Genomic DNA, 24,240 nt, shown 5'->3' on the forward strand with positions numbered 1-24,240 from the left:
GGTAAGCATTCCAATGTAGGAGCTGCCGCAGGCTGCGATCTTTTGATCTTGCCGTCAGGGCAACCGCACCAGATCCCCCTTCAACGCCACCCGCGTCACAAACACCCCGGCCCGGCACTCGTAGGTATTCAAATCCTTGCGCACATGCTGGTCGTAATAACTGACGATATTGACCACCGCATTCGCCCCGACCCGCTTGGCGTCGGCCTGCAACTTGATCAGGTTCGACTGCAGCACCCATTCGCAGGAGTCGTGATCGCTCTTGTTGAAGCCGTTGGTCTTCAGATCACTGACCACATCCCGACGCAACAACTGCTGCGTGCCCTGCGGCCCGTTGCCGATCAGATAGAACTTCACACTGCCATCCAGCCGCCCGGCGCGAATCGCGTCCGAGAGCACCGTCTCGAACGGCATGTACATCAGGTTGGTGGCGTGGCTGGCGCCGGGCAATAGCCCGAGGAGCGTGGCGGCGATCAGGGCTTTCACTTGCATGGTCATCTCCTTGACGGTGAAAGAGAACCGCGAGTGCAGGGCTGATAGGCTCGCCGTTCAAGCAGGCGCGGTGCGACGGCCTGTCAGGACGAGTGTAGAGCTGAAATGAGCAGGGCGCCGAATAGTGCCCTTATGGCGAGAAAATTTATCCTCGCGTTATCGCGGATTTTAAGGTGATTGCGATCTGGACTACACAAGGTCAGTGCATTCCCTACAAAAACATCAGAAGTGATGTGCCTTGTGTGAATAACCTAAGGACGCTAATTTTCATAACGCCAGAAATCATCAAGAAAAAACATGATCGAAAAATTCACGAACTGGGACTCTATCGATTATTTGAAAAATGAAGAGGACTTGGTGAGCTATCTTGAGGTTTGCTTGGATGAAGCCGGGGGAGATCTTCGGTTCATCGCCAAAGTGCAAGAGACGATTGCCCGTGCCCGCCTCAAGATGTTGGGCGATGCCCAAAAATGTTCCCCCAAGGGGCTTGTGAGACTCTGAGGATCCTGGGCAACCAGCCATCACAGAGCCAGACAGGTGAACGGCGATGACAAGCCAACCTGTTTGTGAAAGGGCGCCGTAAGGCGTCCTTTGTCGTTTCTACAGTCAATCAATCAACGTGTGCCAAATCCCCACGCAACGCCACGCTCGACACTACGAGGCCCGCACGGCACTGGAATTTCTCGGTGTCTTTGTACAGGTCGCGCTGGTCGACGCTGGCGATGTTGATCACGGCGTTGGCGTCGGCTTTTTTCGCGGCGTTCTGCAGGGTCGCGAGGGCCGATTGCAGGGCCCAGAAGCAGGCGTCGGTGTCGGATTTGTTCGAGCCGTTGGTTTTGCGGCTGCTGCTCACGGTGTCGAGTTTGCGCACCTGTTTTGGCAGGGCTTCGCCGGCCAGGTAGAACTTCACGCTGCCGTCCAGCAGGCCGGCGTCGGTGGCGCGTTTGACGCCCTCGCGAAAGCTCAGGTAGGTCGGCTCGTCGGCGCCTTGCTTGACGATGCCCAGGTCGTTGACGAATTCGATGTCCGGGTTGATCGACAGCTCCTTGAGTACGTTATCGCGCAGGCGGTTGACCCAGCGGTTGTAGTTGCCGTGGATCTTGCCGTCCTTGGCGTCGAGGCCGTAGCTGCTGCGGTAGTCGATTTCGAACGAGGTCGGGCTGAACGGGATGTCGACTTCGGCGTGGTGACGGCCGCGCACGGTAATCGCTGCCTTGATCATGCCCGGACGCACCGACTGCACCACCCACTGGCGATCATTGAGCGCGGTGACGATGGCGCGGCTCATCTGTTGCTGGGTGAAGCCGAGGTTGGGCGAGAACTCTTCCTTGGCGTTGTAAACCGGTTTGCTGGTGCAACCGCCGAGCACAAAGGCCAGGGCCAGCAGGGCGGCGATGCGGTGAAACTGAGTCATTCCCTTCACTCCAAACGTATTGCGGTCAGTGCCAGCGGCGGAAAATCAACGAGGTGTTGACGCCACCAAAAGCGAAATTGTTGTTCATCACGTACTCGTGATGCATCTGGCGGAATTCGCCGCGCAGGTAGTCGAGCTTGCCGCAGTGCGGATCGACCTCGTCGAGGTTGAGCGTGTGCACGTACAGATCGCGATTGAGCATTTCGATGCTGAACCACGACTCCAGCGCGCCGCAGGCCCCCAGCGTGTGGCCGAGGAAACTCTTCTGCGAGCTGATCGGCATGTGTTCGCCGAACAGACTGCTGGTTGCCAGTGTTTCGGCAATGTCGCCCTGTTCTGTAGCGGTACCGTGACCATTGACGTAACCGATGGCGTCCGGCGTCAGCCCGGCGTCCTCCAGCGCCAGTTCCATGGCGCGGCGCATGGTTATCTGCTCCGGGCGGGTGGTGTGCTGGCCGTCGGCGTTGCTGCCGAAACCGACAATCTCCGCATGGATGCGCGCACCGCGCGCCAGCGCATGCTCCAGCTCTTCGAGCACCAGCATGCCGCCGCCTTCGCCGATCACCAGACCGTCGCGGCCCTTGTCGTACGGACGTGGGCTGGTCTGTGGCGCGTCGTTTTTCAGGCTGGTGGCGTACAGCGCGTCGAACACCATGGCTTCGGTCGGGCACAGCTCTTCGGCACCGCCGGCGAGCATCAGCGGCAGCCGTCCGAACTTGATCGCTTCATACGCGTAGCCAATGCCCTGACTGCCGCTGGTGCAGGCGCTGGACGTCGGGATCAGGCGTCCGGTGAGGCCGAAAAAAATGCTGATATTGGCCGCGGTGGTGTGCGGCATCATCCGCACATAGGAGTTGGCATTGAGCCCCTCGGCCACCGAGTTGAGCAGCATGTTGCCGAACGCCTTGATCTCGTCGGTGCTGCCGGTGGATGAGCCGCAGGCCACGCCCATGCGCCCGTCCTTGATGGTTTCGTCACCGAGCAGGCCGGCGTCGGCCAGTGCCTGTTCCGCCGCGCCTACGGCCAGCCGCGAGACCCGGCCCATGCTGCGCAGTTGCTTGCGGGTCCAGTGCGGCGGCACGACAAAATCATCGATCGGCCCGGCCAGGCGGGTGTTGAGTTCGCTGAAGCGGTCCCACTCGTCCATCCGGCGGATGCCGCTGCGGTTGGCCGCGAAGTTGCCGGCGATGGTCTGCCAGTCGCTCCCCAGCGAGGTGATGCCGGCCATGCCGGTGACGACGACGCGCTTCATCAGCACAAGCCTCCGTTGACCGCCAGGACCTGGCGGGTGATGTACGAGGCTTCCGCCGACATCAGGAAATTCACCGCAGCGGCAACCTCTTGCGGGGTGCCCATGCGTTGTGCGGGGATCATTTTCATCAGCTCTTCCACCGGCACGTTTTCGTCGAGCATCGCCGTGTCGATCAGGCCCGGCGCGACGCAGTTAACCGTGATTTTGCGCTTGCCCAGTTCAATCGCCAACGCTTTCGCCGCACCGATCACCCCGGCCTTGGAGGCGCTGTAGTTGACCTGGCCACGGTTGCCGATCAAACCCGACACCGAAGTGATGCAGACGATCCGACCGGCGGCGCGACGACGGATCATCGGCATCATCACCGGGTGCAGGACGTTGTAGAAACCGTCGAGATTGGTGCGCAGCACCACGTCCCAATCGTCATCGCTCAGCGCCGGAAAAGCGCCATCGCGGGTCAGGCCGGCGTTGAGCACCACGCCGTAATAGGCACCGTGGGTTTCGACGTCGGCTTCGAGGATGGTTTTGCAGGTTTCGCGGTCGGCGACGTCGAATTGCAGGATGCGCGCGTGGCGCCCCAGCGCTTCGACTTCGGCTTTCACCGCTTGGGCTTCAGCCACGCCGCTGCGGCAGTGCAGGACGATGTCGTGCCCGGCCTGCGCCAGACGCAAGGCAATGGCGCGGCCGATGCCACGGCTGGAGCCGGTGACCAGTACGGATTCAGTCATCGTTCGACTCTCTGGTTTGTTCAAGGTATTGGCTGGGCTGCGGCGGGCGGAACACGTTCAAGCGTGCGCTGGCCTCGATGCCGAGCCCGTGGATGTGGCATTCGAAAACACCCATGCCGTTGTCGTCTTCCAGCGAACGGATGCCGTGGATGGTCAGTTCGCTGCCGGCCGCAAACGCCTCGACGTTGCACTCGAATTTGCGCGTGCCGAGGAGGAAACCCAGCTCCACCGGATTGCCCTTCTGCCGCGCATGGCAACCGGCGAACGCGGCAACGCTTTGCGCCATCAGCTCGACACCGACCCACGCCGGCAGGCTGCCGTCGGGCAGGTTGAACAAACCGTCGGGCTTGACCGTGAGGCGGGTGTGGATCTGTTCCTCGTCGAAACTGAGGATGCGGTCGATCAGAATCATGTCGCCAGCGTGGGGCAGCAGTTCGGCGAGCGGCCAGTCGTTCATGGTGCGTCTCCGATAATCAGGCTGACGTTGTTGCCGCCGAAGGCAAACGAGTTGCTCATCAGGTAGCGCGGTGCAATGGACGACAGGCGTTCGCTCGCGGTCACCCACTTCAACGCCGGCAAATCGGGGTCGGGCTGGGCATCCCAGACGTGTGGCGGCAAGGCGTGTTGCGGGTTGTCGGTGCTCAGGCTCAGCCAGCAGAACGCCGCTTCGAGGGCGCCGGCCGCGCCGAGGGTGTGGCCGGTCATCGGCTTGGTCGACGAGCAGGCCACGCCTTCAGGAAACAGCGTGGCGACCGCCAGACTTTCCATCGCATCGTTGTGCTGGGTCGCGGTGCCGTGCAGGTTCAGGTAGCTGATTTGCGCCGCTTGCAACTGTGCGCGGCTCAAGGCTTTCTGCATCGCTTGCAGGGCGCCGCGGCCGCTCGGTTCCGGCGCGGAAATGTGGTGCGCGTCGGAGCTGGCGCCGCTGCCGAGCAGGGCGATGCCCGCGCCGTCGCCGCGTTGCTTGCTCATCAGAAACAGCACCGCCGCTTCGCCGATATTGATGCCATTGCGGTTGGCCGAGAACGGATTGCAGCGCTCGTCGGACACCGCTTCCAGTGCGCTGAAACCGTTGAGTGTCAGTTTGCACAGGCTGTCGACGCCGCCGCACAGCACCGCATCGCACAGGCCCAGAGCGAGCAGGCGCTGGGCGCTCATCAACGCCCGAGCGCTGGACGTGCAGGCGGTGGAAATCACATAGGCCGGGCCGCTGAGTTGCAGCCAGTCGGCGAGAAAATTCGCCGGGGCGCCGAGTTCCTGTTGCCGATAGTCGTACTCGGTGGGGAACTGCTGCTCGCGAAGGTAATGCGCCAACCCGCGACTGGCTTCGTCGATCCCCGAGGTGCTGGTGCCGAGCACCACGCCAATACGCTCACGACCGTAGGTCTGAATCGCCCGGTCGATGTCCTCGCGAATCTGCAGCGCGGCTTCCAGCAGCAGTTGATTGTTGCGGCTGCTCTGCTCGGCCAGTTCGGCCGGAATCGCCGCCAGCTCACCGTGCACCGCCGCTACCGGCAACTCACGCCCGGCCACCCAGCCAGACTCGCGGCGCATGCCCGAGCAGTCACCGGCAAACAGGTTGTGCGCGACCTGGTGCTTGTCGCGGCCCAGCGCGCAGATCACGCCGAGGGCATTGAGGTAGGCAGTCATGGCGTCGGTTCACCGAGGGGAGAAACCCGATAGTGCGGGCCTTGGGGCAGGTTCAATTCAAAGCTCAACGGTTGTGCATATCGGATCGTCCAGCGCGGCGCCAGCGTGCGTTGCTTGCCCTGCTGCTGCGCGGCGGGGTAATTGCGCACCAGCTCGCCGGACGGGGTCAGGGCGAACAGCAACGCGGCAAACAGCTCCCGGGCTTCCGGGTTGGGCGGCAGCAGCCCGTCGGCCTGCCAGTGCCCATCGATCAGTTGCTGACGGGCCTGGGGAATGCCCAGCGGATCCATCATCGACCAGCGGATGCCAGGGCCTTCGCGCTGGATCACCAACAGCCAGTCCTGACGCTGATCGGCCTGTTGGCGTTCGATGTGCAGTTGCAGCGGCAATGGCAGCGTCGGGCTGCTCGCGGGCAACGGCGCCTGGCTGGCGCAACCACTCAGCAGCAGAGAGCAGAGCGCCAATATCAGCCACCCCAGAATCCCTGTGGGAGCTGGCTTGCCAGCGATGGCTTTGGCACATCCAAAATTGAGTCCGACTGACCCACCGCTATCGCTGGCAAGCCAGCTCCCACAGGGGGACAGGTGTGCAGGTCGATAGCGGTGCATCAGATATCACCTTGCAATGGCTTGCGCGCGACGACATTCACCAACGTTTCCTCACGCTCGCCAAACGGCTTCGGCCGGCGCAACCCGAACCGTTCCAGCAGGCCGAAATCCTTCGACCGGCTCCACCACAGATACGGGTACGAAACGTTGCGCTCACTGAATTGGAAACCCTGCTGGCGAATCATCTCCAGGTACTGCGCGGCGCTCTTCTGCACATGCATCGGATGACGGAACAGCCAACGGATCACCCAGGTATCAATGTAAGCCTCGGTGGACTCGGCGAACAGCAGATAACCGCCCGGTTTGAGCACGCGATAGAACTCGGCGAGGGCTTTTTCCTGTTCGACCAGATGATGAAAGGTCTGGTGGCAGAACAGCAGGTCGACACTGGCATCGGCGATGTTGAGTGTCGCGCAATCGCTGCCGTTCAGCTCCACATCGAAGCCCTGCCGCGCCGCTTCCTCGGCACTCAACTCAAGGCTGTGCGGATCGGCATCGACGCCGATCAAGCGTTGCGGGGCGAAAGTCTGGCGCAGGTGGCGGAACGATTTGCCCTGACCGCAGCCGGCATCCAGCAGCACCGGATCGACCGGCAGCGACTCGCTGAACAGCCCGCGCAAATCGTTGATCGCCACGCGCAACACATGGTGCTGCCAAGTGTGGCTGCGCAGGAACCAGAAACCGAAGCGGGTTTCCTCGACGTAGCTGTCGCTCAAGTAATTCATGGGGCGTCCTTTGCACAGAGTTCGGAAATCATCTTCAACCGGCGGCGCGCTTCGCTGACGAACGGATTGCGTTCATCCCAGGCGTAACCGGCGAGGATCGAGCAGATCATCCGGCGAATCTCCGCCTGACTGTCTTGGTAAAAAATCACGTCCTGAAAGGTGCCGGCGTACCAACCCTCGACGTAGCAGCGGAAGGTATCGACGCCACGCTTGAGCGGGTCGGCGAACTCGCGCTGCCAGTCGACGGTTTCGCCCTGCAACTGTCGGTGCAGGACCGCCGCGGCCATGCTCGCCGAGCGCATGGCGATGGTCACGCCGGAAGAGAACACCGGGTCGAGAAATTCTGCGGCGTTGCCAAGCAGGGCGAAGCCCGGTCCGTGCAGGGTTTTCACATTGGCCGCATAACCGCCGAGGGTGCGCGCCGGGGTGTCCCACACCGCGTTGTTCAATACGCCGGCAAGGCTCGGGGTTTCGCCGATGAAACCGCGCAGGCAGGCATCCAGATCGCTGTCGCGCCCCTTGAAGTGTTCGGCGGCAGCGACCACGCCCACCGAGCAGCGCCCATTGCTGAACGGGATCGTCCAGAACCAGATGTCGCGGTGCTCGGGATGGGTGGTGACGAGGATTTTCTCGCGGTCGAAGGCCGGGTTGTCGATGTGATCTTCAACGTGGGTGAACACCGCCTGGCGCACCGGGAAATTCGATGGCGCTTCCAGCTCGAGCAGGCGCGACAGCACGCGTCCGTAACCGCTGGCATCCAGTACGAAATCCGCTTCGACGCGGTATTCGCTGCCATCCTCGCGCAGTACTTCTAGCAGTGGTTTGGCCCGCTCGAAATCGACGCGGACGATGGCGTCGCCGTAGCGGATTTCGGCACCTTGCAGTGCAGCCTGATCGGCCAGCAGCTTGTCGAAATCGGCGCGCTGCACCTGAAACGTGGTCGGTTTGCCTGCGGTGAAGGTATCGCCGAAATCGAAGGCGCTGTAGCGCTCGCCCCAGGCGAACGCGGCACCGGTCTTGCGCTGGAAGCCGGCGGCGTTGACGGCTTCGAGCATGCCGGCTTCTTCGACGAAGTCCAGGCAATGGCTGAGCAGGCTTTCACCGATGGAAAAACGCGGAAAGTGCTGGCGCTCGAGCACCAGCACATCGTGGCCCTTGCGCGTGAGTAGCGCAGCGGCGATGGCGCCGGACGGGCCGGCACCGATGATCACTACCTGACGACGTTGCATTTCAACGGTTGGCACGTGAACTCCCGGGCGCGGTGGCGGTGGTTTTCATGGGCGCGCGGTGCAGGCCGATCAGGGCCGGCAACAGCGTCGCGATCAGGCCCATCAGCATCAGCGCGAAGTACAGCGCCGGGCTGATCAGCTGTTGTTGCAGCAACAGGTTGAGAAAGACGATTTCGCTCAGCCCGCGAATGTTCAGCAGGACGCTTTCACGCCAGCGGCTGGCGCCTTCGAACGACGCACCGGCCCAGCCCAGGCCGAGCCAGTTGCCGAGCAGTTTACTGGCAATCGGCAACAGCAGCAGCGCCGCCCATTGCACCGCGCCGAGGCTGGCGAGGGCGCTGTGCACGTCGATCTGCACGATGCCGAAGGTGAGGATCAGCGGGATCGCGATCCACGTCTGCAAACGGCTCATCCACCGTGCCGGCAATGGCATTACCAACGGCACTTTCAGCAGCGCCATGCACAGCAGATAACCGATGCCGAAAATCAGTGCGTTGAGTTTGTAGTGCTCGGCCAGCACCAGCAGCGCGAAGAAGCCGAGGCTGTAGGTCAGCGGTCGACGCACGCGCAGCAGATGCAGCAGCAGCGGCACGCAAGCCAGACCCAGCGGCAGCAACAGGCTGCTCAAGTGCAGACTGCCCTGAGCGAGGCCGAACAGCGTCCAGCAGGTCAGGTCGATGAGGATTGCGGTTTGCACCAGACGCCGGGTAGCGGCGGGCGGGTAATCGATGTGGCGCAGGTACAGGTACAGCACCGGGATTGCGGTGATCGCGAACACCAGCCCAATGGCCAGCGAGTTCAGCCACGGCTGCGCCGGCAGCAGCCAGCAGGCGACGGCCAGACCGCAGGCGAACGGCACGGCAAAACTCGGCACGGCGATTTTCACGCTCTGACGATCCAGACGCAGATCGATCACATCGCTGAGGATGTGCCCGAGCAGCAGCGCGAAACTCAGGCTGTAGAGGTCTTTCAGCCACACCGGCGCAATCAGTTGGGCTCCGCTGAGCTGCCAGCCCGGTTCGATCCAGAAATACATCAACAGCGGCAAACCGAAGCTGGCCAGCAGCAACTGGCTGACGATCGGGATCAGGCCGAAATGCCGGCCGATACGGGTCGCCACAGCAAACAGCACCAGGGCCATCAGCCAGAAACCGACGACCATCACGCTGCCGGCTCCACGACGGCGGCGCGGTGGACGTGACGTCCGGCCCACGGCGCCAGAATGAAACTGAACGCCAGCCCCAGGCTTACCGCCAGGCCGAAGTTGCTCACCGCCGGCGTGCTCGACACCGCCAGCAGACCGAACGACAACCAGGTCGTCAGCGCCGCCAGCAAGGTGCCCAGCAGGCTGACCGCCGCACCGCCAACCTGCTCACGCATGAGGATCGCGTAATCGACGCTGATCGCCGTCACCAGCAGCAGGCCGAACAGACTGAACAGGGTCAGCGGCTGACCGAGCCAACCGAGACTGGCCAGGCTGCACAGCGCCGCCAGCAACGGCAGGGCGACGATGCGCAAGGCGCCGCCGAAGCCGAACGGCACGGTCAGCACCAGCACGATCAACACGCAGGAGGCGAGTTTCAGTTCGGCGGCGCTGATCTGGGTTGCGGCGAACACGTTGTTCAATTCGCCGAGACGATCCACCAGCATCACCCCCGGCAAGTCCAGGGCCTGGACCCGCAGCAGTGACGGATTGTTCAGCCCTTGCAGGCTGGTCATTGCCGCCACGCCGTCAGCGGTCGGGCCAAGCCACAGTGTGCGGTAAGGCTCGCCCAAAGGCCCGGCCAGCGCCGCGTCGATGTCTTCGGCAGGCAGGCTCTGCAATTGCTGCAACTCGGTTTGCAGCGCCGCGAGCGGTACGCCGAGGTCGAGCAATGGCTGCCAGTATTGCGGCAGTTTGCTCAGCGCTTCGCGAACCTGCTGTTGCTGGCTCGGCGGGCTGAGCAGTTGATCGAGGGCCAGATAGCCTTGCAGTTTGTCGAGGTTGACCAGTTGCTGCAGGCGTTCGCTCAGTGCGGCCTGACGCTCCAGCAGTTGCTGCTGATTGGCGCCGCGCACGAGGAAGAACTGGCTGGTCGGCTGATAGCCGGTGATGCGTGCGATGGTCTGCGCCTCATCGGTCAGGCGTTGTGGCGCACCGACCCACTGGCGAATGTCGTTCCTGCTTTGCAGCTGCACCAGACCGCCGGCGCAGAAGGCGATCACCAGCGCCAGTAGCACCGGCGTACGCACATGTTCGAGCAGGTTTTCGCGCAGCTTTACCAGACGCTCGGCCAGGCGCAGCGGCCATTGCGCCGGCTGCAGTTCCACGTTTTTCAGCAGGGCCGGCAACAAGCACACCGCCGACAGATACGCACCGAGCAAGCCGGCGGCAGAGAACACCGCGATTTGCGTCAGCGCCGGGAAGGGCGTCCAGGCCAGCGCCAGGTAACCGATGGCGCTGGTAATCAGGCTCAGCGTCAGCCCGGAGAGGGTCAGGCGCAGCGCCGGCCAACTGCGCCACGGCTTGAGGCTCCAGCTTTTCGACAGATAGTGCAGCGGGTAATCCACCGCCACGCCGATCAGGCTGGAGCCGAGTACCAGGGTCATCACGTGCATGTGGCCGAACAGCGCCACGCAGGCCACCGCGCCGAACAGCATGCCCACCAGCACCGGCACGAACGCCAGCAGCACCCGCCAGCGGCGAAACGCCAACAGCAGCAACAACAGAATCCCGAGCGTGGCGCCGCCGCCAACCCAGGTCATTTCGCGGGTAGCTTGTTGTTGACCGTTGGCGGCGTACAGCAGGCCGCTGGCAGCCAGCAGTTGCACGTCAGATTTCGCCGCTTGCTCGCGACTGTGCTGCAGCAGATCGGCGACTTTCAGCGGCAGGTTCATGTCGAAGGCATTGCCGGTGGTGCGTGCGCGCAGCAGCACCCAGCGCTTGCCGTCGGCATCGGCGACCAGTGCGCCGCTGCCGATGTCCAGTTGCACCGCGCCGTGTTTCGGCTGGCTGTTCTGGATGCGTCCGGTCAGGCCCAGCCAGTCGTCCTGGCTCGGCACCAGGGTGAAACCGTTGAACGGGTCGAACAGTGCCTGCACCCGTTGCTGAATGAACGCGTCTGGGTGTTCGATCAACAGCTGCCGATCGTCCTCCGAGAGCATCGCCAGCCGCCCTTGCAGCAATTGCGAGCGCAGCGCTGGCAGATCCGCCTGCAGGTTCCACTGGACCTTTTCGAACAGACCGCTGGCCTGCCATTGCTCGCCGAGGGTCTGCGCCATGGCCACCGCCTGCTGGCGATCGGCGTGGCCGACCAGCACCAGCATTTCCCGATTGAGCGGCTCCTGCATGCGCTGTTCGGCGCGCAGTTCGAGGGCGTCAGGGTTGGTTCCGGGCACCAGTTCCATGAGGTTGGCCGACAGCGGCGCACCGTCGCGCCACTGCCACCCGGCCAGCGCGATGACCGCCAGCAGCAGGATCAGGAACAGCCACGGCAGCCTGCGTTCACTCGGCAAAGTCATGTTGCTCCGCTTCGCTCAACGGCTGGCTTGCAGTGCTGTCCTGCATGCGCAGCACAGTGCTGTCGCCCTGGGTTTCCAGCAGTTCGATGGTCTGCACCAGTTCACCGCCGTCGATTTTGATCTGATTGAACACTTGCTTGAGCAGTACCGAGCGCGGGGTCAGGGTGAGCTTCCACTTCTGTGCATCGCCGCTCAGGGCCAGCTCGAAATCCCGTTGCAAGCCGCTGCTGTCGCCTTGCAGCACAGCGAGGAACAAACGGTTCTGTTCGGCCCCGGCGCTCTTGTTCGGCAGCAGTTGCCAAGCGTTGCCATCGCGTCGCGCGATGCCGTTGGCGGTGATGCGGTAGTCCTGTTGCAGCGGGGTCTTGAGCAACCAGAGCAGGCCGTGGTTTTTCGCCAGGACGAAGCTGCCCTTGCTGATCAACGGCTGGGGCAGAGCGCGCAGGTGTTTTTCCTGGATGAACTGGCCGTGGATAACGTCCGGTTTCGCCAGTTGTTCGCTCAATTGCTGCAGGTCGAAGGCGTTGGCCAGGCCTGATACAGCGAGCAGCGCCAAGGCGCCAAGGCATTTGCGCAACAGGTTCATCGCAGCATCCTTTCCACCGCATCGGTGAACACTTTGGGTGAGGCCAGTTGCATCTCGCGGCTGCTGATCTCGACCGCTACCTGCACCGAGCTGGCACGGGTCAGGCGTTCGCCGGTCTGCAGGTCGGTGATCAGATAATTGATCTTCAAGCGGTTCTCCCACTCCACCAGACTGGCGCGCACGTTCAAGCGCTGGCCGAACACCGCGCCACGCACATAACGCAGTTGCAGGTCGATGATCGGCCACGCGTAACCCGACTCGGACATCTGCGTGTAGTTGTGGCCGATCTGGTCGAGCAGCGCGCAGCGCGCGACTTCCAGGTATTTGACGTAATGCCCGTGCCAGACCACGTGCATAGTGTCGATGTCAAAAAACGGCACGAGGATTTCCGTGTCGGCGTGCAGCACTCCGGCGCTACGCATGCAGCCTCCAGTGTTGCTCGGCGATGCGTTGCAGGCACAGGCGCAGTTCGCCTTCCAGCGCGCGGTCTTCGATGACCGGCGGGAAGTCCTTGCCTAGCTCTTCGTGCATGGCGGCCAGCGAAGGTGGCAGCGCACGCGCGTCTTCATCGCGACCGCGCAACCAGACGCCCTGATTGGCCGCGAGCAACGTGGCGGCGGCGACTTGCTCGGTCAGTTCCAGCACGCGGATCGCGTCACGGGCGGCGATGGTGCCCATGCTCACCTTGTCCTGGTTGTGGCACTCGGTGGAGCGCGAGAACACGCTGGCCGGCATAGTATTTTTCAGCGCTTCGGCGGTCCAGGCACTGGTGCCGATCTGCACGGCCTTGAAGCCGTGATTGATCATTGCGCGATCCGCCGGGGCGCCGGAAAGATTGCTCGGCAAACCATGGTTGTAGCGCTCGTCCACCAGCAGCGCGAGTTGCCGGTCGAGCAGGTCGGCGACGTTGGCCACCAGATTTTTCAGGCTGTCCATGGCGAACGCGATGTGCCCGCCGTAGAAGTGCCCGCCGTGCAACACGCGCTCGGCTTCGGCGTCGATGATCGGGTTGTCGTTGGCGCTGTTGAGTTCGGTCTCGATAAACGAGCGTAGCCAGTTCAGGCTGTCGGCCAGCACCCCGAGCACGTGCGGGGCGCAGCGCAGCGAGTAGCGATCCTGCAGACGATGCAGCGGCGCGGTCGGCGCGTCAATCGCTAGATCCTTGCGCAACCACGCGGCAACCTGCATCTGCCCCGGATGCGGCTTGGCAGCGAAAAGACGCTCGTCGAAGTGTTCCGGATTGCCTTGCAGCGCGACCACGTTGAGCGCGGTGATGCGCGTGGCCAGTTGCAGCAGATAGTCGGCGCGGGCGAAGGCCAGGCAGGCGAGGCCGGTCATCACTGCGGTGCCGTTCATCAGGGCCAGCGCTTCTTTCGGGCGCAGCACCAGCGGCGTCCAGCCGAGTTCGCGATGCACGTCGGCAGCCTGGCGACGCTCGCCACGGAACAGCACTTCGCGCTCGCCGGACAGGGTCGCGGCGACGTAGGACAGCGGCGTCAGATCACCGCTGGCGCCGACCGAACCCTCTTCGGGGATCAGCGGCAGGATGTCGTGTTCGAGGAAGGCGTGCAGGCGCTCCAGCAGTTCGATGCGCACCCCGGACACGCCGTGACACAGCGACTGCAAACGCGCCGCCAGCACGGCGCGGGTGGCTTGCGGGTCGAGCAGTTTGCCGAGTCCGCAACCGTGGAAGGTGTAGAGATGACGCGGCAGTGCCTCGACGTGATGCAGCGGCACCGCGACCACGCAGGAGTCGCCGTAACCGGTGGTCACGCCATAGATCACGCCTTCCTTGTCGAGCAACGAATCGAGAAACCGTGCGCCTTTGGCGATGCGTTCGCGGTAAGCGGCGTCGCTCTGCAACTGCACGGGCGCCTGACGGTTGGCCAGGGTCAGCACGTCTTCGATGCGCAAAGGGCGTTCGCCGAAGGTTACCGGCTCATGGGTTGGCGTCGTCATCGGTCTTCCAGAAAGGGTAAAAGTTGAACCATTGGTGCGGGGCTTCGAGGCAATAGTGACTCAGGCGCTGCGCATAGCGGGTGGCCCACTGATGAATGACCTGCTCGCGCTCGCGGCGCGTCCACGTCACGCTGTCGGCGAACGGCTCGAGGGTCAGGCGATAGTGGCCGTCCGGTTGTTTCAGGCACATCAGCAGATTGACCGGGCATTTGAGCAAACCGGCCAGCAACCACGGCCCCTGCGGGAACGCTGCCGGGTGGCCGAGAAAGTCCACGCTGACGCTGCGCCCGCCATGTAACGGCACGCGGTCGCCGGCAATCGCCAGCCATTCACCGCGCTCCAGGCGTTCGTGCAGTTGCAGCATGATCACCGGGTCCAGCTCGCTGACCTGGATCAGGCGCAGATTGGTCGCCCCGGCCTCGCCCAGCAAGCGGTTGAACTGCTCGGCGTGCTTGGTGTGCACCAACACGTTCATGGTGACCTTTTCGCCGATCTCCGCCAGCGCCCGGCACACTTCCAGGTTGCCCAGGTGCGCGCCGACCAACAGTTGCCCGCGACTGCCGCGCAACTGATTGCGCAGCAATGCCGGGTCGATGATTTCGATCTGCTCGATGCGCAGCTTGCCGTTCCACACGTCGAGCTTGTCGAGCAGCGAATCGGCGAACGCCATGAACTGGCGGAACACGCGCCAGTAACTCGGGCGCAATTCGGTGCGGTTGCTCCAGTCGGCCAGCCGTTGCTGGTATTGCCAGGCACTGTTGCGCGCGGTGCGGCCGAACAGGAAAAAGTACAGGACGATGCCGTACAGCAAGGGACTGAGCAGACGCCGGCCAAGCACCTTGGCGGCGAACGCGGTGAACTTCATCAGCAGGAAGCTGCCGCGTTCTTCGCGGTCGGCCCAATGCTTCTTGTCGGTCTCGACGCTCATGGGCGCCACCGGCGCCAGAGGATGACGGGCAGGCGCAGCAGCATGCCGAAGAACAACCGGGTATGCATGCTGGAAATCAGTGCGTTGTCATGCAACAGACGGAAGTGCGAGACGCCGTCCAGCGGGTAATGCACGCTGGTCTGCAGCCAGCGCATCGGCTGGTTGCGCCACGCCAGACGCACGAGGATGTCCGAGTCGAAATCCATGCGCTTGCCGACCCGCGCCGAGTCGATCACCGCCAGCGTCGGGGCCAGCGGATACACGCGAAAACCGCACATCGAATCGCGGATCTGCAGCGACAGCGTATTTATCCAGACCATCACGTGGGTCAGATAACGTGCGTACAAGCGGCCCTTGGGCACGCTCTCGTCGAACAGCGGATAACCGCAGATCATCGCGTCCGGGTGGGCGCGGGATTCCTCGACGAAACGGGCGACGTCGTGCAGGTCGTGCTGGCCGTCGGCGTCAACCTGCAGGGCATGGGTGAAACCCAGGCGCGCCGCTTCGCGCAGCCCGGTCATCACCGCGCCGCCCTTGCCCTGATTGAGGGTCAGACGCACCAGATGCACGTGGTCGCGTTCGGCCAGCGCATCCAGCACTCGCGCGCAGGACGGGGTGCTGGCGTCGTCCACCAGAATGCACGACAGTCCTTGGGCGAGCAGCGCGTCGACCACGCTGCCGATCGCGGCTTCATGGTTGTAGACCGGAATTACCGCGCAAGGGTTATGCATGATTCACGCACCCATTGTGGCGAGGGAGCTTGCTCCCGCTGGGCTGCGAAGCGGCCCCAAATCCAGTCGACATAAAATTGCTGGCGAGCGCTTCGCACTCGAGCGGGAGCAAGCTCCCTCGCCACAGGTTATGCATCGGCGGCTCCTAGCAGGATTCGCCCGCTGGAGCAGGTCGCGGTGTCGTTACGGTAGGCGAAATACAGTTTGCCGCGCTCGGGATCGAAACGCAGGTGCAGCTGGATTTCATCGCCGGGGCGCACCAGTTGCTGGAATTTCAGCACTTCCATGCCGGCAAATTTGCCGGGCAGGTTCAGCAGTTGTCGGCCGAGGTTCAGTGCCCATTCGACCTGCACTACGCCGGGCAGCACCGGGGCCTTGGGGAAGTGACCGCTGAAATAGGCAAGGTCCGGTGGAACACTCAATTGCAGGCTCCACTCGCCGTCGGTTTCGACTTGCTCCAGCACTTCCGGGGCTTTCGGCCGTGGCGCCAGCAGCAGCGCTTCGATGTCGGCCTGCGGCAGCTTGCCCTGGCTGTTCAGCGGCAGTTGCCGCACCAGACGCCAGCGCCGGGGCAAGGCCAGGGCTTCGCAATGCTCGCTCAGATGTTTGCGCAGCGCTTCGGTCAGGCTGCGGCGGCCGTGTTCGCGCAAGGCGAACAGACCTTGCTCACTGAGCACCAGCAGCGCCCCGAGCATTGCGCGGTTTTCCTGGACCACGCCCAACCGTGCCTCGGCGACCCAGGCGTGGGCGACCAGCGCCTGCTCCAGCATCGGCAGGGAAATGCGCTTCTCTTCGAGTTTGACGATGCGGTCCAGCCGCCCCAGCAATTCAAAGCGGCCGTCGGCGGCGATGCGTGCGGCGTCGGCGGTGTGTTCGACATGCCCGGCCGGCAGATAGGGGGATGCGATCAGCAGGGCGCCGTCGCGGTCCTGACTCAGTTCAACCCCAGCGAAGGGCTGCCACAGGCTGGCGCCCTGACGCCAAGCGATGCCGCCGGTTTCCGAGCTGCCAAGGATTTCCGTCGGCCACTGCTGCAGGCGTTGCTGCAGGCTCTGCGCCGCCTCTGTCGGCAATGCGCCGCCGGAAGAAAACACCCGACGCACGGCGCTCAGGGCCGGCCAGTCGAGGTTGTCGCCCATGCGTTTGAGCAGGGCGGGGCTGCCGACCCAGGCGAAGGCCGGATGTTCGCGGCTGGCGCGTTGCAGATCTTCCGGGAACGCCAGTTGCTTGCGCACGAACGGACGCCCGGCGCACAGCGGCCACAGCACGCGGAACAGCAAACCGTAGATGTGCTGGGTGGCGACGCTGCCGATGATCCAGGCCTCACCAAGATCCGCACCCCACAGTTGCTCCAGGGCTTCGACCTCGTTGGCCAGTTGGCGCAGAGTCTTGTCGATACGCTTGGGCTCGCCGCTGGAGCCGGAGGTGCACAGACTCAGGCGGCACTGCTCGAGATCGAGCTCAGCACCGGACAGGGCCGGCTGCAGCAGATCGCTCAAGTGAGCATCATCGGGGTGATCGCTCAACCACAGATCGACTTCACTCGACCAGCGCTGGCGGGTCTGCGCTTGCAGGTCCGAGGGCAACAGCACACTGACACCGGCACGCCAGGCCCCGAGCAGGGCGATGGCGAGGTCGGCGGCATCTTCCAGATGCACCGCCATGCGCCGCACGCCGCGAGCCTGCAGGCCGGCGGCAACACTCAGCGCCTGCTCACGCAATTGCGTGTGGTCGAGCGCCGGGGCGGCGCTGATCGCGCGCTCCGGCAGGGCCTTGAGCAACAGTTGCTCAAGTTTTATCCAGTTCATTTACGGCCTCTTACCCGTTGTCGTATCAGCCATTCAATGGCAAACATCAGGCCGATCAATCCATAGGAAATCAGGCCGGTGTACAACATCCACCAATGCAGCGGCGCCCACAGGGTCAGGAGCGCGGCGCACAAACCGTTGCAGAAGAAAAACACGCTCCAAGCCACGGTTACCTGGCGGGTGTAGCGGATGGCTTCGGGCGGCAGTTGCGGCTCGCGCAGCCGCGCCAGGCGCTCGACCATCGGCGGTCCGTATTTCAGGCTCAGGCTGAACAGCACCAGCATGAAGCCGCTGATCAGCACCGGATACCAGCGCAGCAACAGCGGACTGTCGAACAGCGCCAGCAGCAGGCAGAACCCGATCGCCACGCAGGCCATCCACAGGCTGCCGGGCTTGCGCTCGCCGGTCAGCGCGCGCGCCAGCCATAACCCGCCCAGCAGCAGTCCGAACTGCCACGGGGCGAAGTGCTCCATGCCGAAATACACCGCAAAGGGGTACAGCAGGCCCGCCAGCAGCAGGCCGAGGCCGATCAATCGGCTCATGCGGCCGGTTGAACCAGGCGGTAGACCGCCTCGACCACGTCACCGACGGTGCGCACCGATTTGAATTCTTCGGCGGCGATTTTCTTGCCGGTCTGGCGTTTGATGTGATCGATCAGGTCGACCGCGTCGATGCTGTCGATCTCCAGATCCTGATACAGGTTGGACTCCAGGCTGATCCGCGCCGGATCCAGTTCGAACAGCTCGACCAAGGCATCGCGCAGGGTGTTGAAAATGTCGTCACGAGTTTGCATGGTCCGGTCTCAAGCTGCCTGTTTTGCCGTGACGAACGCCGCAAGGCTCGCCACATTGGTGAAGTGGTTACGGGTGTCTTTGGCGTCGGCGTCGATCTTGATGCCGTACTTTTTCTGGATCGCCAGACCCAGCTCCAATGCGTCGACGGAGTCCAGGCCCAGGCCTTCGCCAAACAGCGTCTGCTCGTCGCCGATGTCGTCGACGCTGATGTCTTCGAGGCCCAGGGCGTCGATGATCAGCAGTTTTATTTCACGGTGCAGATCGCTCATCTTCGGCGAGCTCCTTGATGTAGTAAGAGTGCAAATAATCGTTGAGCTTGCGCGAGGCCTGCGGGGCCGGGCCTTGCGTGGCGAAAGTCTGTGGATCTATATCGGCCCCGACACGGAAACTGAAGTGCACGCGACGGCGGGGGATGCGATACCAGGGTTCGGCCTTGGTCAGGGTAGTCGGGCTGACCTTGATAACCACTGGTGTAAGGATTTTCGCACCACGCAGGGCAATCGCCGCAGCCCCCCGATGAAAGGCTGGCGCCTGACCGGGTTGAGTGCGCGTGCCCTCGGGAAAGATGATCAGGGTCTGGCCGTTTTGCAGGCACTCGGCGGCGGCATCGAGCATGTCCATGCTGCCGTCGTTGCTGATGTATTCGGTACGGCGCAGCGGGCCACGGGTGAAGGGGTTTTCCCAGAGGGCTTTCTTCACCACGCAATTGGCCTGGCGCACCAGGCCGATCAGGAACACCACGTCGATCAGCGACGGGTGGTTGGCGATGATCATCTGCCCCGGTCGGCCGAGGCGTTCGGCCCCTTGAATGTCGTAAGTCAGCACGCCGGTGCGGGCCATGAATCGCACGAAAAACCAGAACAGCCGACTGACGGTCTGCCGCGCGCGCTGACGATGCCTGAGCGCGTCACCCGGCAGACAGCCGAGCAGCGGAAATACCAGCAAGCGCAGGCACAGCCCGCCGAACCCGAACAGGGTGAAACTGGCGGCGGTGGCCAGCAAGCGCCAGTAATAGGCGTCGCGGTTCTTCTCGGTCACGGGTTGCGTTGCCAGGTCCATACACGATTTTTCCAGGCATGTTGGCAATGGGTTTGCTGACCGAGCAGGGTGCGCAACAGATTCAGCGCGTGCGGCCAGTGCGCTTTGGACACAGCTTTCTGGCCGCTGTTCAGGGTCAGCCGCCAGTCGGTACCGGGGGTGAGCAGCAGACCTAGCGCATAAGGGAACGGCACGTCATCGACCCACTGCGAATAGGCCTCGGGCGGCTGTTCTTCGGTGATGATCAGCAACACCGCCGGCGCGCCTTCGTCGAGCAGGGCGGCGGCTTCGAGGATGCCGTGTTCCAGGCCATCGCCTGCGGCCGCCAGGGCCGTCATTTCGCTGGTTTCGCCGCGCATGATCGACCACAGACCGATGATCGCGTTGTGCACCGACAGGCTGAACTGGGTCGGCGACAACGGCTCGTCCTTGGCCAGATCACTGAGGATCTCGAAGGTGCGCGGGGTTTCGCCGTGTCGTGAAACAAACACCAGCGGCAGGTTCTCCCGTCCGTCGGCCAGCGGCCAGCCGACACTGAACGCCATCCGCGCCAGACGGCTGAGTCGTCGGCGCTGCATGGCTGGCAGAAACGACACATCGGGCGCGGCATCGCTGTCCGGGAGCACGACCGGTTGTCGGCTCCAGGCCTGCCACGCGTCCACGCTGTCGAGCCCCGGGGCCCACGCGCGCCATTGGGCGATGTTGAAGTTGATCACGGATGTTCATCCCGCCCCTGCGGGCTTTTATGACGCTTTGAGTCGCCAAAGCCGCGGCTGACTTGACGTGGCGCTGGGCGCCGGGTGGCGCGCATTATCCCGGTGCGACGAGTGTGTAGCAAATGTTGGTTACGTTTTGCGCAACGAAATGTACTGAGTGGTTCGCGAAAAAACTGTCACTTGGCCATTATCCAGATCGTGCGGGATTCGTCTGTCGGGCATATCAGCGCATCAGGAAGGTTTTTGCTCGCTGTGCCCGCTGATTTTTGCGTCTGACTCTGTAGTCCGCGTCGTTGAAGCTAGCGAAGCGCACGCGCAGGCAACTACACTCGGTCATTCTTTGATACACGGAGGTTTTGTCATGCGGCGCGTGGTGTTCAATCAGAAAGGTGGCGTGGGCAAGTCAAGCATTGCCTGCAATCTGGCGGCGGTCAGCGCCAGCGAAGGCTATCGCACGCTATTGGTCGACCTTGATGCCCAGGCCAACTCCACCCAGTATCTGACGGGGCTCACCGGCAATGACATTCCGATGGGCATTGCCGACTTCTTCAAGCAGACCCTGTCTTCCGGGCCGTTCTCGAAAAAAAACCAGGCCGACATCTACGAAACCCCGTTCGACAACCTGCACATCATCACCGCTACCGCGGAGCTGGCCGATCTGCAGCCCAAGCTTGAGGCCAAACACAAGATCAACAAGCTGCGCAAATTGCTCGATGAACTGGACGGCGAATACGACCGGATTTATCTGGATACGCCGCCAGCGCTGAACTTTTATGCGGTGTCGGCGCTGATTGCCGCCGATCGTGTGCTTATTCCCTTCGATTGCGACAGCTTCTCGCGCCAGGCGCTATACGGGCTACTGGCGGAGATCGAAGAGCTGAAGGAAGACCACAACGATGGTCTGGAAGTTGAAGGCATCGTGGTCAACCAGTTCCAGGCCCGGGCCAGCCTGCCGCAGCAGATTCTCGATGAGCTGATTGCCGAGGGCTTGCCGGTGCTGCCGGTGTATCTGACCAGCTCGGTGCGCATGCGCGAGTCGCACCAGGCCAGCACCCCGCTGATCCACCTCGACCCTCGGCACAAGCTGACGCAGCAGTTCGTTGAGCTGCACAACCTGCTCGAAGATCACTGACCCCTGAGCTATTCAGATCCCCTGTAGGCCTTCGCCTGCTCGCGATGGCATCCTGTCTGCGAGCACCTGAGTTGCCTGAAAAGACGCCATCGCGAGCAGGCGAAGGCCTACAATTGAATTTGTGTTGGGTCAGATGCCCTGGCTACGCAGCCACGCCATCAACTGCGGCAACGGAAACGCCCCGCTCTGGCGCGCCACTTCCCGACCGTCCTTGAACAGAATCAAGCTCGGAATCGAACGAATCCCCAACTGCGCCGACAACTGCTGATTGGCTTCGCTGTCGAGCTTGGCCAGCCGGCACTTACCCGCCAACTGCGCCGCCGCCTGCTCGAACACCGGCGCAAAGGACTTGCACGGCCCACACCAGTCCGCCCACACATCCACCAACAACGGCAGATCGCCTTTGATCTGGCTGGCGTAGTCACCTTGCTTGAGTTCGAACGGCTTGCTCAACAGCACCGCGGATTTGCAGCGCCCGCATTTTGGCTGGTCGGCGAGGCGTTCGGCGGGGATGCGGTTGAGGCCGTTGCAGGCGGGGCAGGGGATCAGCAGTGGAGTGGTCATGAGAGAGGTCCAGGGAAGGGCGATAAACCCTAGTTGGAGACTTTTGCTCATATTTTCAATCATGCGGATTTCAATGTTGGATCTAGGCTGAGTCGTACCGATGCAGACCGTTGGTCTGCATGGGTCTATCGCAAGTTGCGATAATTTTATTTTGTGATTAACTCCCCATAGCAGAATGCGATAAGGATGTTGCATGCATGTGTTCAGTGAAAAACCCATTCGAGAGGCCAAGGAGCAGTGGCCACAGGCAGCAAGCGCGCTAGCGCAATGGTTTCGTCTGGCAAGCAGGAGTTATCCAAAGGACTTTGCGGCAATGAAGTCGATATTTCCTGCCATCGACAAAGTGGGTGATCTCCACGTTTTCGACATTGGTGGCAACAAACTGAGGCTAATCGCTTTTGTCAGTTATCGGTCACAAAGGCTCTACATCAAGCATGTGCTCGACCACCGCGAATACGATCGGGGCAAATGGAAGGAGAGAAAGGTATGAGTAGTTTGATCAAGACAGTTGCCGAGCACTGGGAGTTTGTCTCTCCGTTGTTGCGCAAACCGAAAAATGAAGAGGATTACGACGCCTTGGTTCAGGCCGTCGACGAGATCCTTGAGATAACCGGTGATGATGGCTCGCATCCACTCGCGAGTCTGCTGGACATCATCAGTGACTGGATTGCCGAGTGGGATCGCACACACCATCCGATGGCCGATGCGAGCGGCGAAGAGGTCCTCGGCTACATGATGCGCGAACATGGTCTGACTCAAAGCGATCTGCCGGGTGTGGGTACTCAATCCGTTGTTTCAGAAATTCTGAACGGCAAGCGCAAATTGAACCTGCGGCAGGTTCGCTGGTTGGCCGACTACTTCAAGGTGCCTGTAGAGGTGTTCATCTAGTCTGCTTCAAGACGAACAACTGATCTCCAGATGCTTGCCCCACTCCGGCGGCCGCTCGGCGTAACCTTCCATCCCCGGCTGTTCGTCGAACGGTTTGCTTAGCACCGCATGCAGCCGGCGCACCTCGGAGTAGTCGCCTTGTTCGGCGGCGTCGATGGCTTTTTGCGCCAGGTAGTTGCGCAGGATGTACAGCGGATTGACCGCGTGCATCCGTGTGCGGCGTTGTTCCTGATCGCTGTCACCATCGCGGGCAACCCGCGCCACGTAGCGCTCGCCCCAGGCATCGAAGCCTTTGATGTCGACGAAGTCATCGCGCAAGCGGGCGACAGCCTGTTCTGCTGACTCTTCGCCGAGATGGCGGAAGAACAGCGTGTAGTCGACGCCGCTGTTCTGCATCAGTTGCAGCAGGTCTTCGAGCAGTTTCTGGTCGTCATCTTCGGCGCTGGTGAAACCGAGGCGGCGGCGCATCAGGTCCAGGTAGTGCGCCTGGAACAGCGGCAGGTACAAACCGAGGGTTTCGCGCAGGGCTTCGACGCTGATGAACGGCGTCAGGGCCTGGGCCAGTGCGCTGAGGTTCCACTGGCCGATCGGCACTTGGTTGCTGAACGAGTAACGGCCCTGATCATCCGAGTGGTTGCAGATGAAGTGGGCGTCGAAATCGTCGAGGAAAGCGAACGGGCCGAAGTCGAAGGTGATGCCGAGGATCGACATGTTGTCGGTGTTCATCACCCCGTGACAGAAGCCGTAGGCCTGCCACTTGGCGATCAGTTTGGCATTGCGCTCGACGATCTCGCGGAACATCGCCAGATACGGTTCCGGCTGCTCCAGGCATTCGGGGAAGTGCATCGCCAATACATGTTCGCCGAGCTGCTTCTGCTGCTCGGGACGCTTGGTGTAGTAGAAGTATTCGAAGTGGCCGAAGCGGATGTGGCTCGGCGCCAGACGCAGCACCATCGCCGCGCGTTCCTGCTTTTCACGCCATACCGGAGTGTCGGAGCCAATCACGCAGGTGGCCCGGGAAGACGGGATGTTCAGCGCGTGCAGCGCCTCGGAGGCGAGGAATTCACGGATCGACGAGCGCAATACCGCGCGGCCATCGCCCATGCGCGAAAACGGCGTCTGTCCGGCGCCCTTCAGATGCAGGTCCCAGTGTTCGCCGGCGTTGTTGTAGACCTCGCCGAGCAGCAACCCGCGACCATCGCCCAGTTGCGGGGTGTAGCCGCCAAACTGGTGCCCGGAATAAACCATCGCCCGTGGCTCGGCATCGGCCCACAACTTGTGGCCGCCGAACAGCTCGGCAAATTCTTGAGTGTCAGCCGTTGTCGGGTCGAGATCGAGCAGGGCCAGCGCGGCGGGGCTGGCGACGACCAGACGCGGGTTGTCGATCGGCTCGGGCAGCACGTGGGCGGAGAACGCATCGCCCAGGCGGGCGAAGCGATTGTCGAAGGTCAGTTCGTCGAGGGCTTTCACGGGCCGGCTCCAGCAGAATGTCCGAGC

Annotated in this window: 28 protein-coding genes; 4 read left to right on the forward strand and 24 right to left on the reverse strand. The window is 62.7% G+C overall.

The annotated features are described in order from the left end of the window. Positions 1-54 precede the first annotated feature (54 nt). A complete protein-coding gene (locus ABV589_RS17255) occupies positions 55-492 on the reverse strand; it encodes an excinuclease (RefSeq protein ID WP_367082692.1) in 438 nt (145 codons plus the stop codon). Between the two features lie 297 nt (positions 493-789). On the opposite strand from ABV589_RS17255, the gene ABV589_RS17260 reads away from it, so the two are divergent. Further along, positions 790-993 (forward strand): transcriptional regulator, encoded by a 204-nt coding sequence (locus ABV589_RS17260; RefSeq protein ID WP_367082694.1) that lies wholly within the window; start codon positions 790-792, stop codon positions 991-993. Between the two features lie 109 nt (positions 994-1,102). On the opposite strand, the gene ABV589_RS17265 is transcribed toward ABV589_RS17260, so the two are convergent. From ABV589_RS17265 to ABV589_RS17365, 21 genes are all read right to left on the reverse strand, one after another. Then, on the reverse strand, positions 1,103-1,906 hold the full coding sequence (locus ABV589_RS17265; protein ID WP_367082695.1) for a hypothetical protein: 804 nt from the start codon (positions 1,904-1,906) through the stop codon (positions 1,103-1,105). 25 nt (positions 1,907-1,931) lie between these two features. Continuing rightward, entirely contained in the window at positions 1,932-3,158 is a 1,227-nt protein-coding gene (locus ABV589_RS17270) for a beta-ketoacyl-ACP synthase (RefSeq protein ID WP_150369486.1), read from the reverse strand. Then, positions 3,158-3,886, reverse strand: coding sequence for a 3-oxoacyl-ACP reductase FabG (gene fabG / locus ABV589_RS17275; protein WP_367082697.1), 729 nt, complete (start codon positions 3,884-3,886; stop codon positions 3,158-3,160). The genes ABV589_RS17270 and fabG overlap by 1 nt, the downstream gene beginning before the upstream one ends. Continuing rightward, complete coding sequence (locus ABV589_RS17280; protein WP_367082699.1) at positions 3,879-4,343, reverse strand: hotdog family protein; 465 nt, start codon at positions 4,341-4,343, stop codon at positions 3,879-3,881. Before ABV589_RS17280 ends, fabG begins: the two co-directional genes overlap by 8 nt. Continuing rightward, positions 4,340-5,536, reverse strand: coding sequence for a beta-ketoacyl-[acyl-carrier-protein] synthase family protein (locus ABV589_RS17285; RefSeq protein ID WP_367082701.1), 1,197 nt, complete (start codon positions 5,534-5,536; stop codon positions 4,340-4,342). Before ABV589_RS17285 ends, ABV589_RS17280 begins: the two co-directional genes overlap by 4 nt. Continuing rightward, positions 5,533-6,018 (reverse strand): hypothetical protein, encoded by a 486-nt coding sequence (locus ABV589_RS17290; RefSeq protein WP_367086212.1) that lies wholly within the window; start codon positions 6,016-6,018, stop codon positions 5,533-5,535. The genes ABV589_RS17285 and ABV589_RS17290 overlap by 4 nt, the downstream gene beginning before the upstream one ends. Before the next feature lie 125 nt (positions 6,019-6,143). Further along, positions 6,144-6,869, reverse strand: a complete 726-nt coding sequence (locus ABV589_RS17295) for a methyltransferase domain-containing protein (protein ID WP_367082702.1) — start codon at positions 6,867-6,869, stop codon at positions 6,144-6,146. Then, positions 6,866-8,113, reverse strand: a complete 1,248-nt coding sequence (locus ABV589_RS17300) for an NAD(P)/FAD-dependent oxidoreductase (protein WP_367082703.1) — start codon at positions 8,111-8,113, stop codon at positions 6,866-6,868. Before ABV589_RS17300 ends, ABV589_RS17295 begins: the two co-directional genes overlap by 4 nt. Then, positions 8,100-9,263, reverse strand: a complete 1,164-nt coding sequence (locus ABV589_RS17305) for a sodium:proton antiporter (RefSeq protein WP_367082704.1) — start codon at positions 9,261-9,263, stop codon at positions 8,100-8,102. Before ABV589_RS17305 ends, ABV589_RS17300 begins: the two co-directional genes overlap by 14 nt. Beyond that, positions 9,260-11,599 carry a hypothetical protein gene (locus ABV589_RS17310; protein ID WP_367082706.1) on the reverse strand — a complete coding sequence of 780 codons (2,340 nt, stop codon included), beginning with the start codon at positions 11,597-11,599 and terminating at the stop codon, positions 9,260-9,262. Before ABV589_RS17310 ends, ABV589_RS17305 begins: the two co-directional genes overlap by 4 nt. Next, a complete protein-coding gene (locus ABV589_RS17315; protein ID WP_367082708.1) occupies positions 11,583-12,185 on the reverse strand; it encodes an outer membrane lipoprotein carrier protein LolA in 603 nt (200 codons plus the stop codon). The genes ABV589_RS17310 and ABV589_RS17315 overlap by 17 nt, the downstream gene beginning before the upstream one ends. Beyond that, positions 12,182-12,607 (reverse strand): thioesterase family protein, encoded by a 426-nt coding sequence (locus ABV589_RS17320; protein ID WP_003220936.1) that lies wholly within the window; start codon positions 12,605-12,607, stop codon positions 12,182-12,184. The genes ABV589_RS17315 and ABV589_RS17320 overlap by 4 nt, the downstream gene beginning before the upstream one ends. Further along, positions 12,600-14,144 carry an aromatic amino acid ammonia-lyase gene (locus ABV589_RS17325; RefSeq protein WP_367082709.1) on the reverse strand — a complete coding sequence of 515 codons (1,545 nt, stop codon included), beginning with the start codon at positions 14,142-14,144 and terminating at the stop codon, positions 12,600-12,602. The genes ABV589_RS17320 and ABV589_RS17325 overlap by 8 nt, the downstream gene beginning before the upstream one ends. Further along, positions 14,125-15,072 (reverse strand): glycosyl transferase, encoded by a 948-nt coding sequence (locus ABV589_RS17330; protein ID WP_367082711.1) that lies wholly within the window; start codon positions 15,070-15,072, stop codon positions 14,125-14,127. The genes ABV589_RS17325 and ABV589_RS17330 overlap by 20 nt, the downstream gene beginning before the upstream one ends. After that, positions 15,069-15,803: a glycosyltransferase family 2 protein gene (locus tag ABV589_RS17335; RefSeq protein WP_367082713.1), complete on the reverse strand. Its 735-nt coding sequence runs from the start codon at positions 15,801-15,803 to the stop codon at positions 15,069-15,071. Before ABV589_RS17335 ends, ABV589_RS17330 begins: the two co-directional genes overlap by 4 nt. A 128-nt stretch (positions 15,804-15,931) precedes the next feature. After that, the gene (locus ABV589_RS17340) at positions 15,932-17,611 is read right to left on the reverse strand and encodes an AMP-binding protein (protein ID WP_367082714.1); all 1,680 of its coding nucleotides are present in this window, start codon (positions 17,609-17,611) and stop codon (positions 15,932-15,934) included. Then, entirely contained in the window at positions 17,608-18,153 is a 546-nt protein-coding gene (locus ABV589_RS17345) for a hypothetical protein (protein ID WP_367082715.1), read from the reverse strand. The genes ABV589_RS17340 and ABV589_RS17345 overlap by 4 nt, the downstream gene beginning before the upstream one ends. Continuing rightward, entirely contained in the window at positions 18,150-18,404 is a 255-nt protein-coding gene (locus ABV589_RS17350) for an acyl carrier protein (RefSeq protein ID WP_003220947.1), read from the reverse strand. The genes ABV589_RS17345 and ABV589_RS17350 overlap by 4 nt, the downstream gene beginning before the upstream one ends. Before the next feature lie 9 nt (positions 18,405-18,413). Next, complete coding sequence (locus ABV589_RS17355) at positions 18,414-18,674, reverse strand: phosphopantetheine-binding protein (protein WP_007967290.1); 261 nt, start codon at positions 18,672-18,674, stop codon at positions 18,414-18,416. After that, positions 18,655-19,464 carry a lysophospholipid acyltransferase family protein gene (locus tag ABV589_RS17360; RefSeq protein ID WP_367082716.1) on the reverse strand — a complete coding sequence of 270 codons (810 nt, stop codon included), beginning with the start codon at positions 19,462-19,464 and terminating at the stop codon, positions 18,655-18,657. Before ABV589_RS17360 ends, ABV589_RS17355 begins: the two co-directional genes overlap by 20 nt. Next, positions 19,440-20,159 (reverse strand): beta-ketoacyl synthase chain length factor, encoded by a 720-nt coding sequence (locus ABV589_RS17365; protein ID WP_367082717.1) that lies wholly within the window; start codon positions 20,157-20,159, stop codon positions 19,440-19,442. Before ABV589_RS17365 ends, ABV589_RS17360 begins: the two co-directional genes overlap by 25 nt. Before the next feature lie 361 nt (positions 20,160-20,520). Between ABV589_RS17365 and ABV589_RS17370 the strand changes: the two genes are divergently transcribed. Continuing rightward, a complete protein-coding gene (locus ABV589_RS17370) occupies positions 20,521-21,291 on the forward strand; it encodes a ParA family protein (protein ID WP_367082718.1) in 771 nt (256 codons plus the stop codon). A 129-nt stretch (positions 21,292-21,420) separates the two neighbouring features. Here ABV589_RS17370 and trxC read toward each other — a convergent pair whose 3' ends face one another. Then, a complete protein-coding gene (gene trxC, locus ABV589_RS17375) occupies positions 21,421-21,855 on the reverse strand; it encodes a thioredoxin TrxC (RefSeq protein ID WP_367082720.1) in 435 nt (144 codons plus the stop codon). 193 nt (positions 21,856-22,048) lie between these two features. Here trxC and ABV589_RS17380 point away from each other — a divergent pair, with 193 nt between their 5' ends. Further along, a complete protein-coding gene (locus ABV589_RS17380; RefSeq protein ID WP_367082721.1) occupies positions 22,049-22,345 on the forward strand; it encodes a type II toxin-antitoxin system HigB family toxin in 297 nt (98 codons plus the stop codon). After that, positions 22,342-22,743, forward strand: a complete 402-nt coding sequence (locus tag ABV589_RS17385; protein WP_108592757.1) for a type II toxin-antitoxin system HigA family antitoxin — start codon at positions 22,342-22,344, stop codon at positions 22,741-22,743. The genes ABV589_RS17380 and ABV589_RS17385 overlap by 4 nt, the downstream gene beginning before the upstream one ends. Positions 22,744-22,749: 6 nt before the next feature. Here the strand turns inward: ABV589_RS17385 and selO are convergent, their stop codons facing one another. Further along, the gene (selO, locus tag ABV589_RS17390) at positions 22,750-24,213 is read right to left on the reverse strand and encodes a protein adenylyltransferase SelO (protein ID WP_367082723.1); all 1,464 of its coding nucleotides are present in this window, start codon (positions 24,211-24,213) and stop codon (positions 22,750-22,752) included. Between the last annotated feature and the right edge of the window lie 27 nt (positions 24,214-24,240).

The organism is Pseudomonas sp. HOU2 (assembly GCF_040729435.1).
GTDB lineage: Bacteria > Pseudomonadota > Gammaproteobacteria > Pseudomonadales > Pseudomonadaceae > Aquipseudomonas.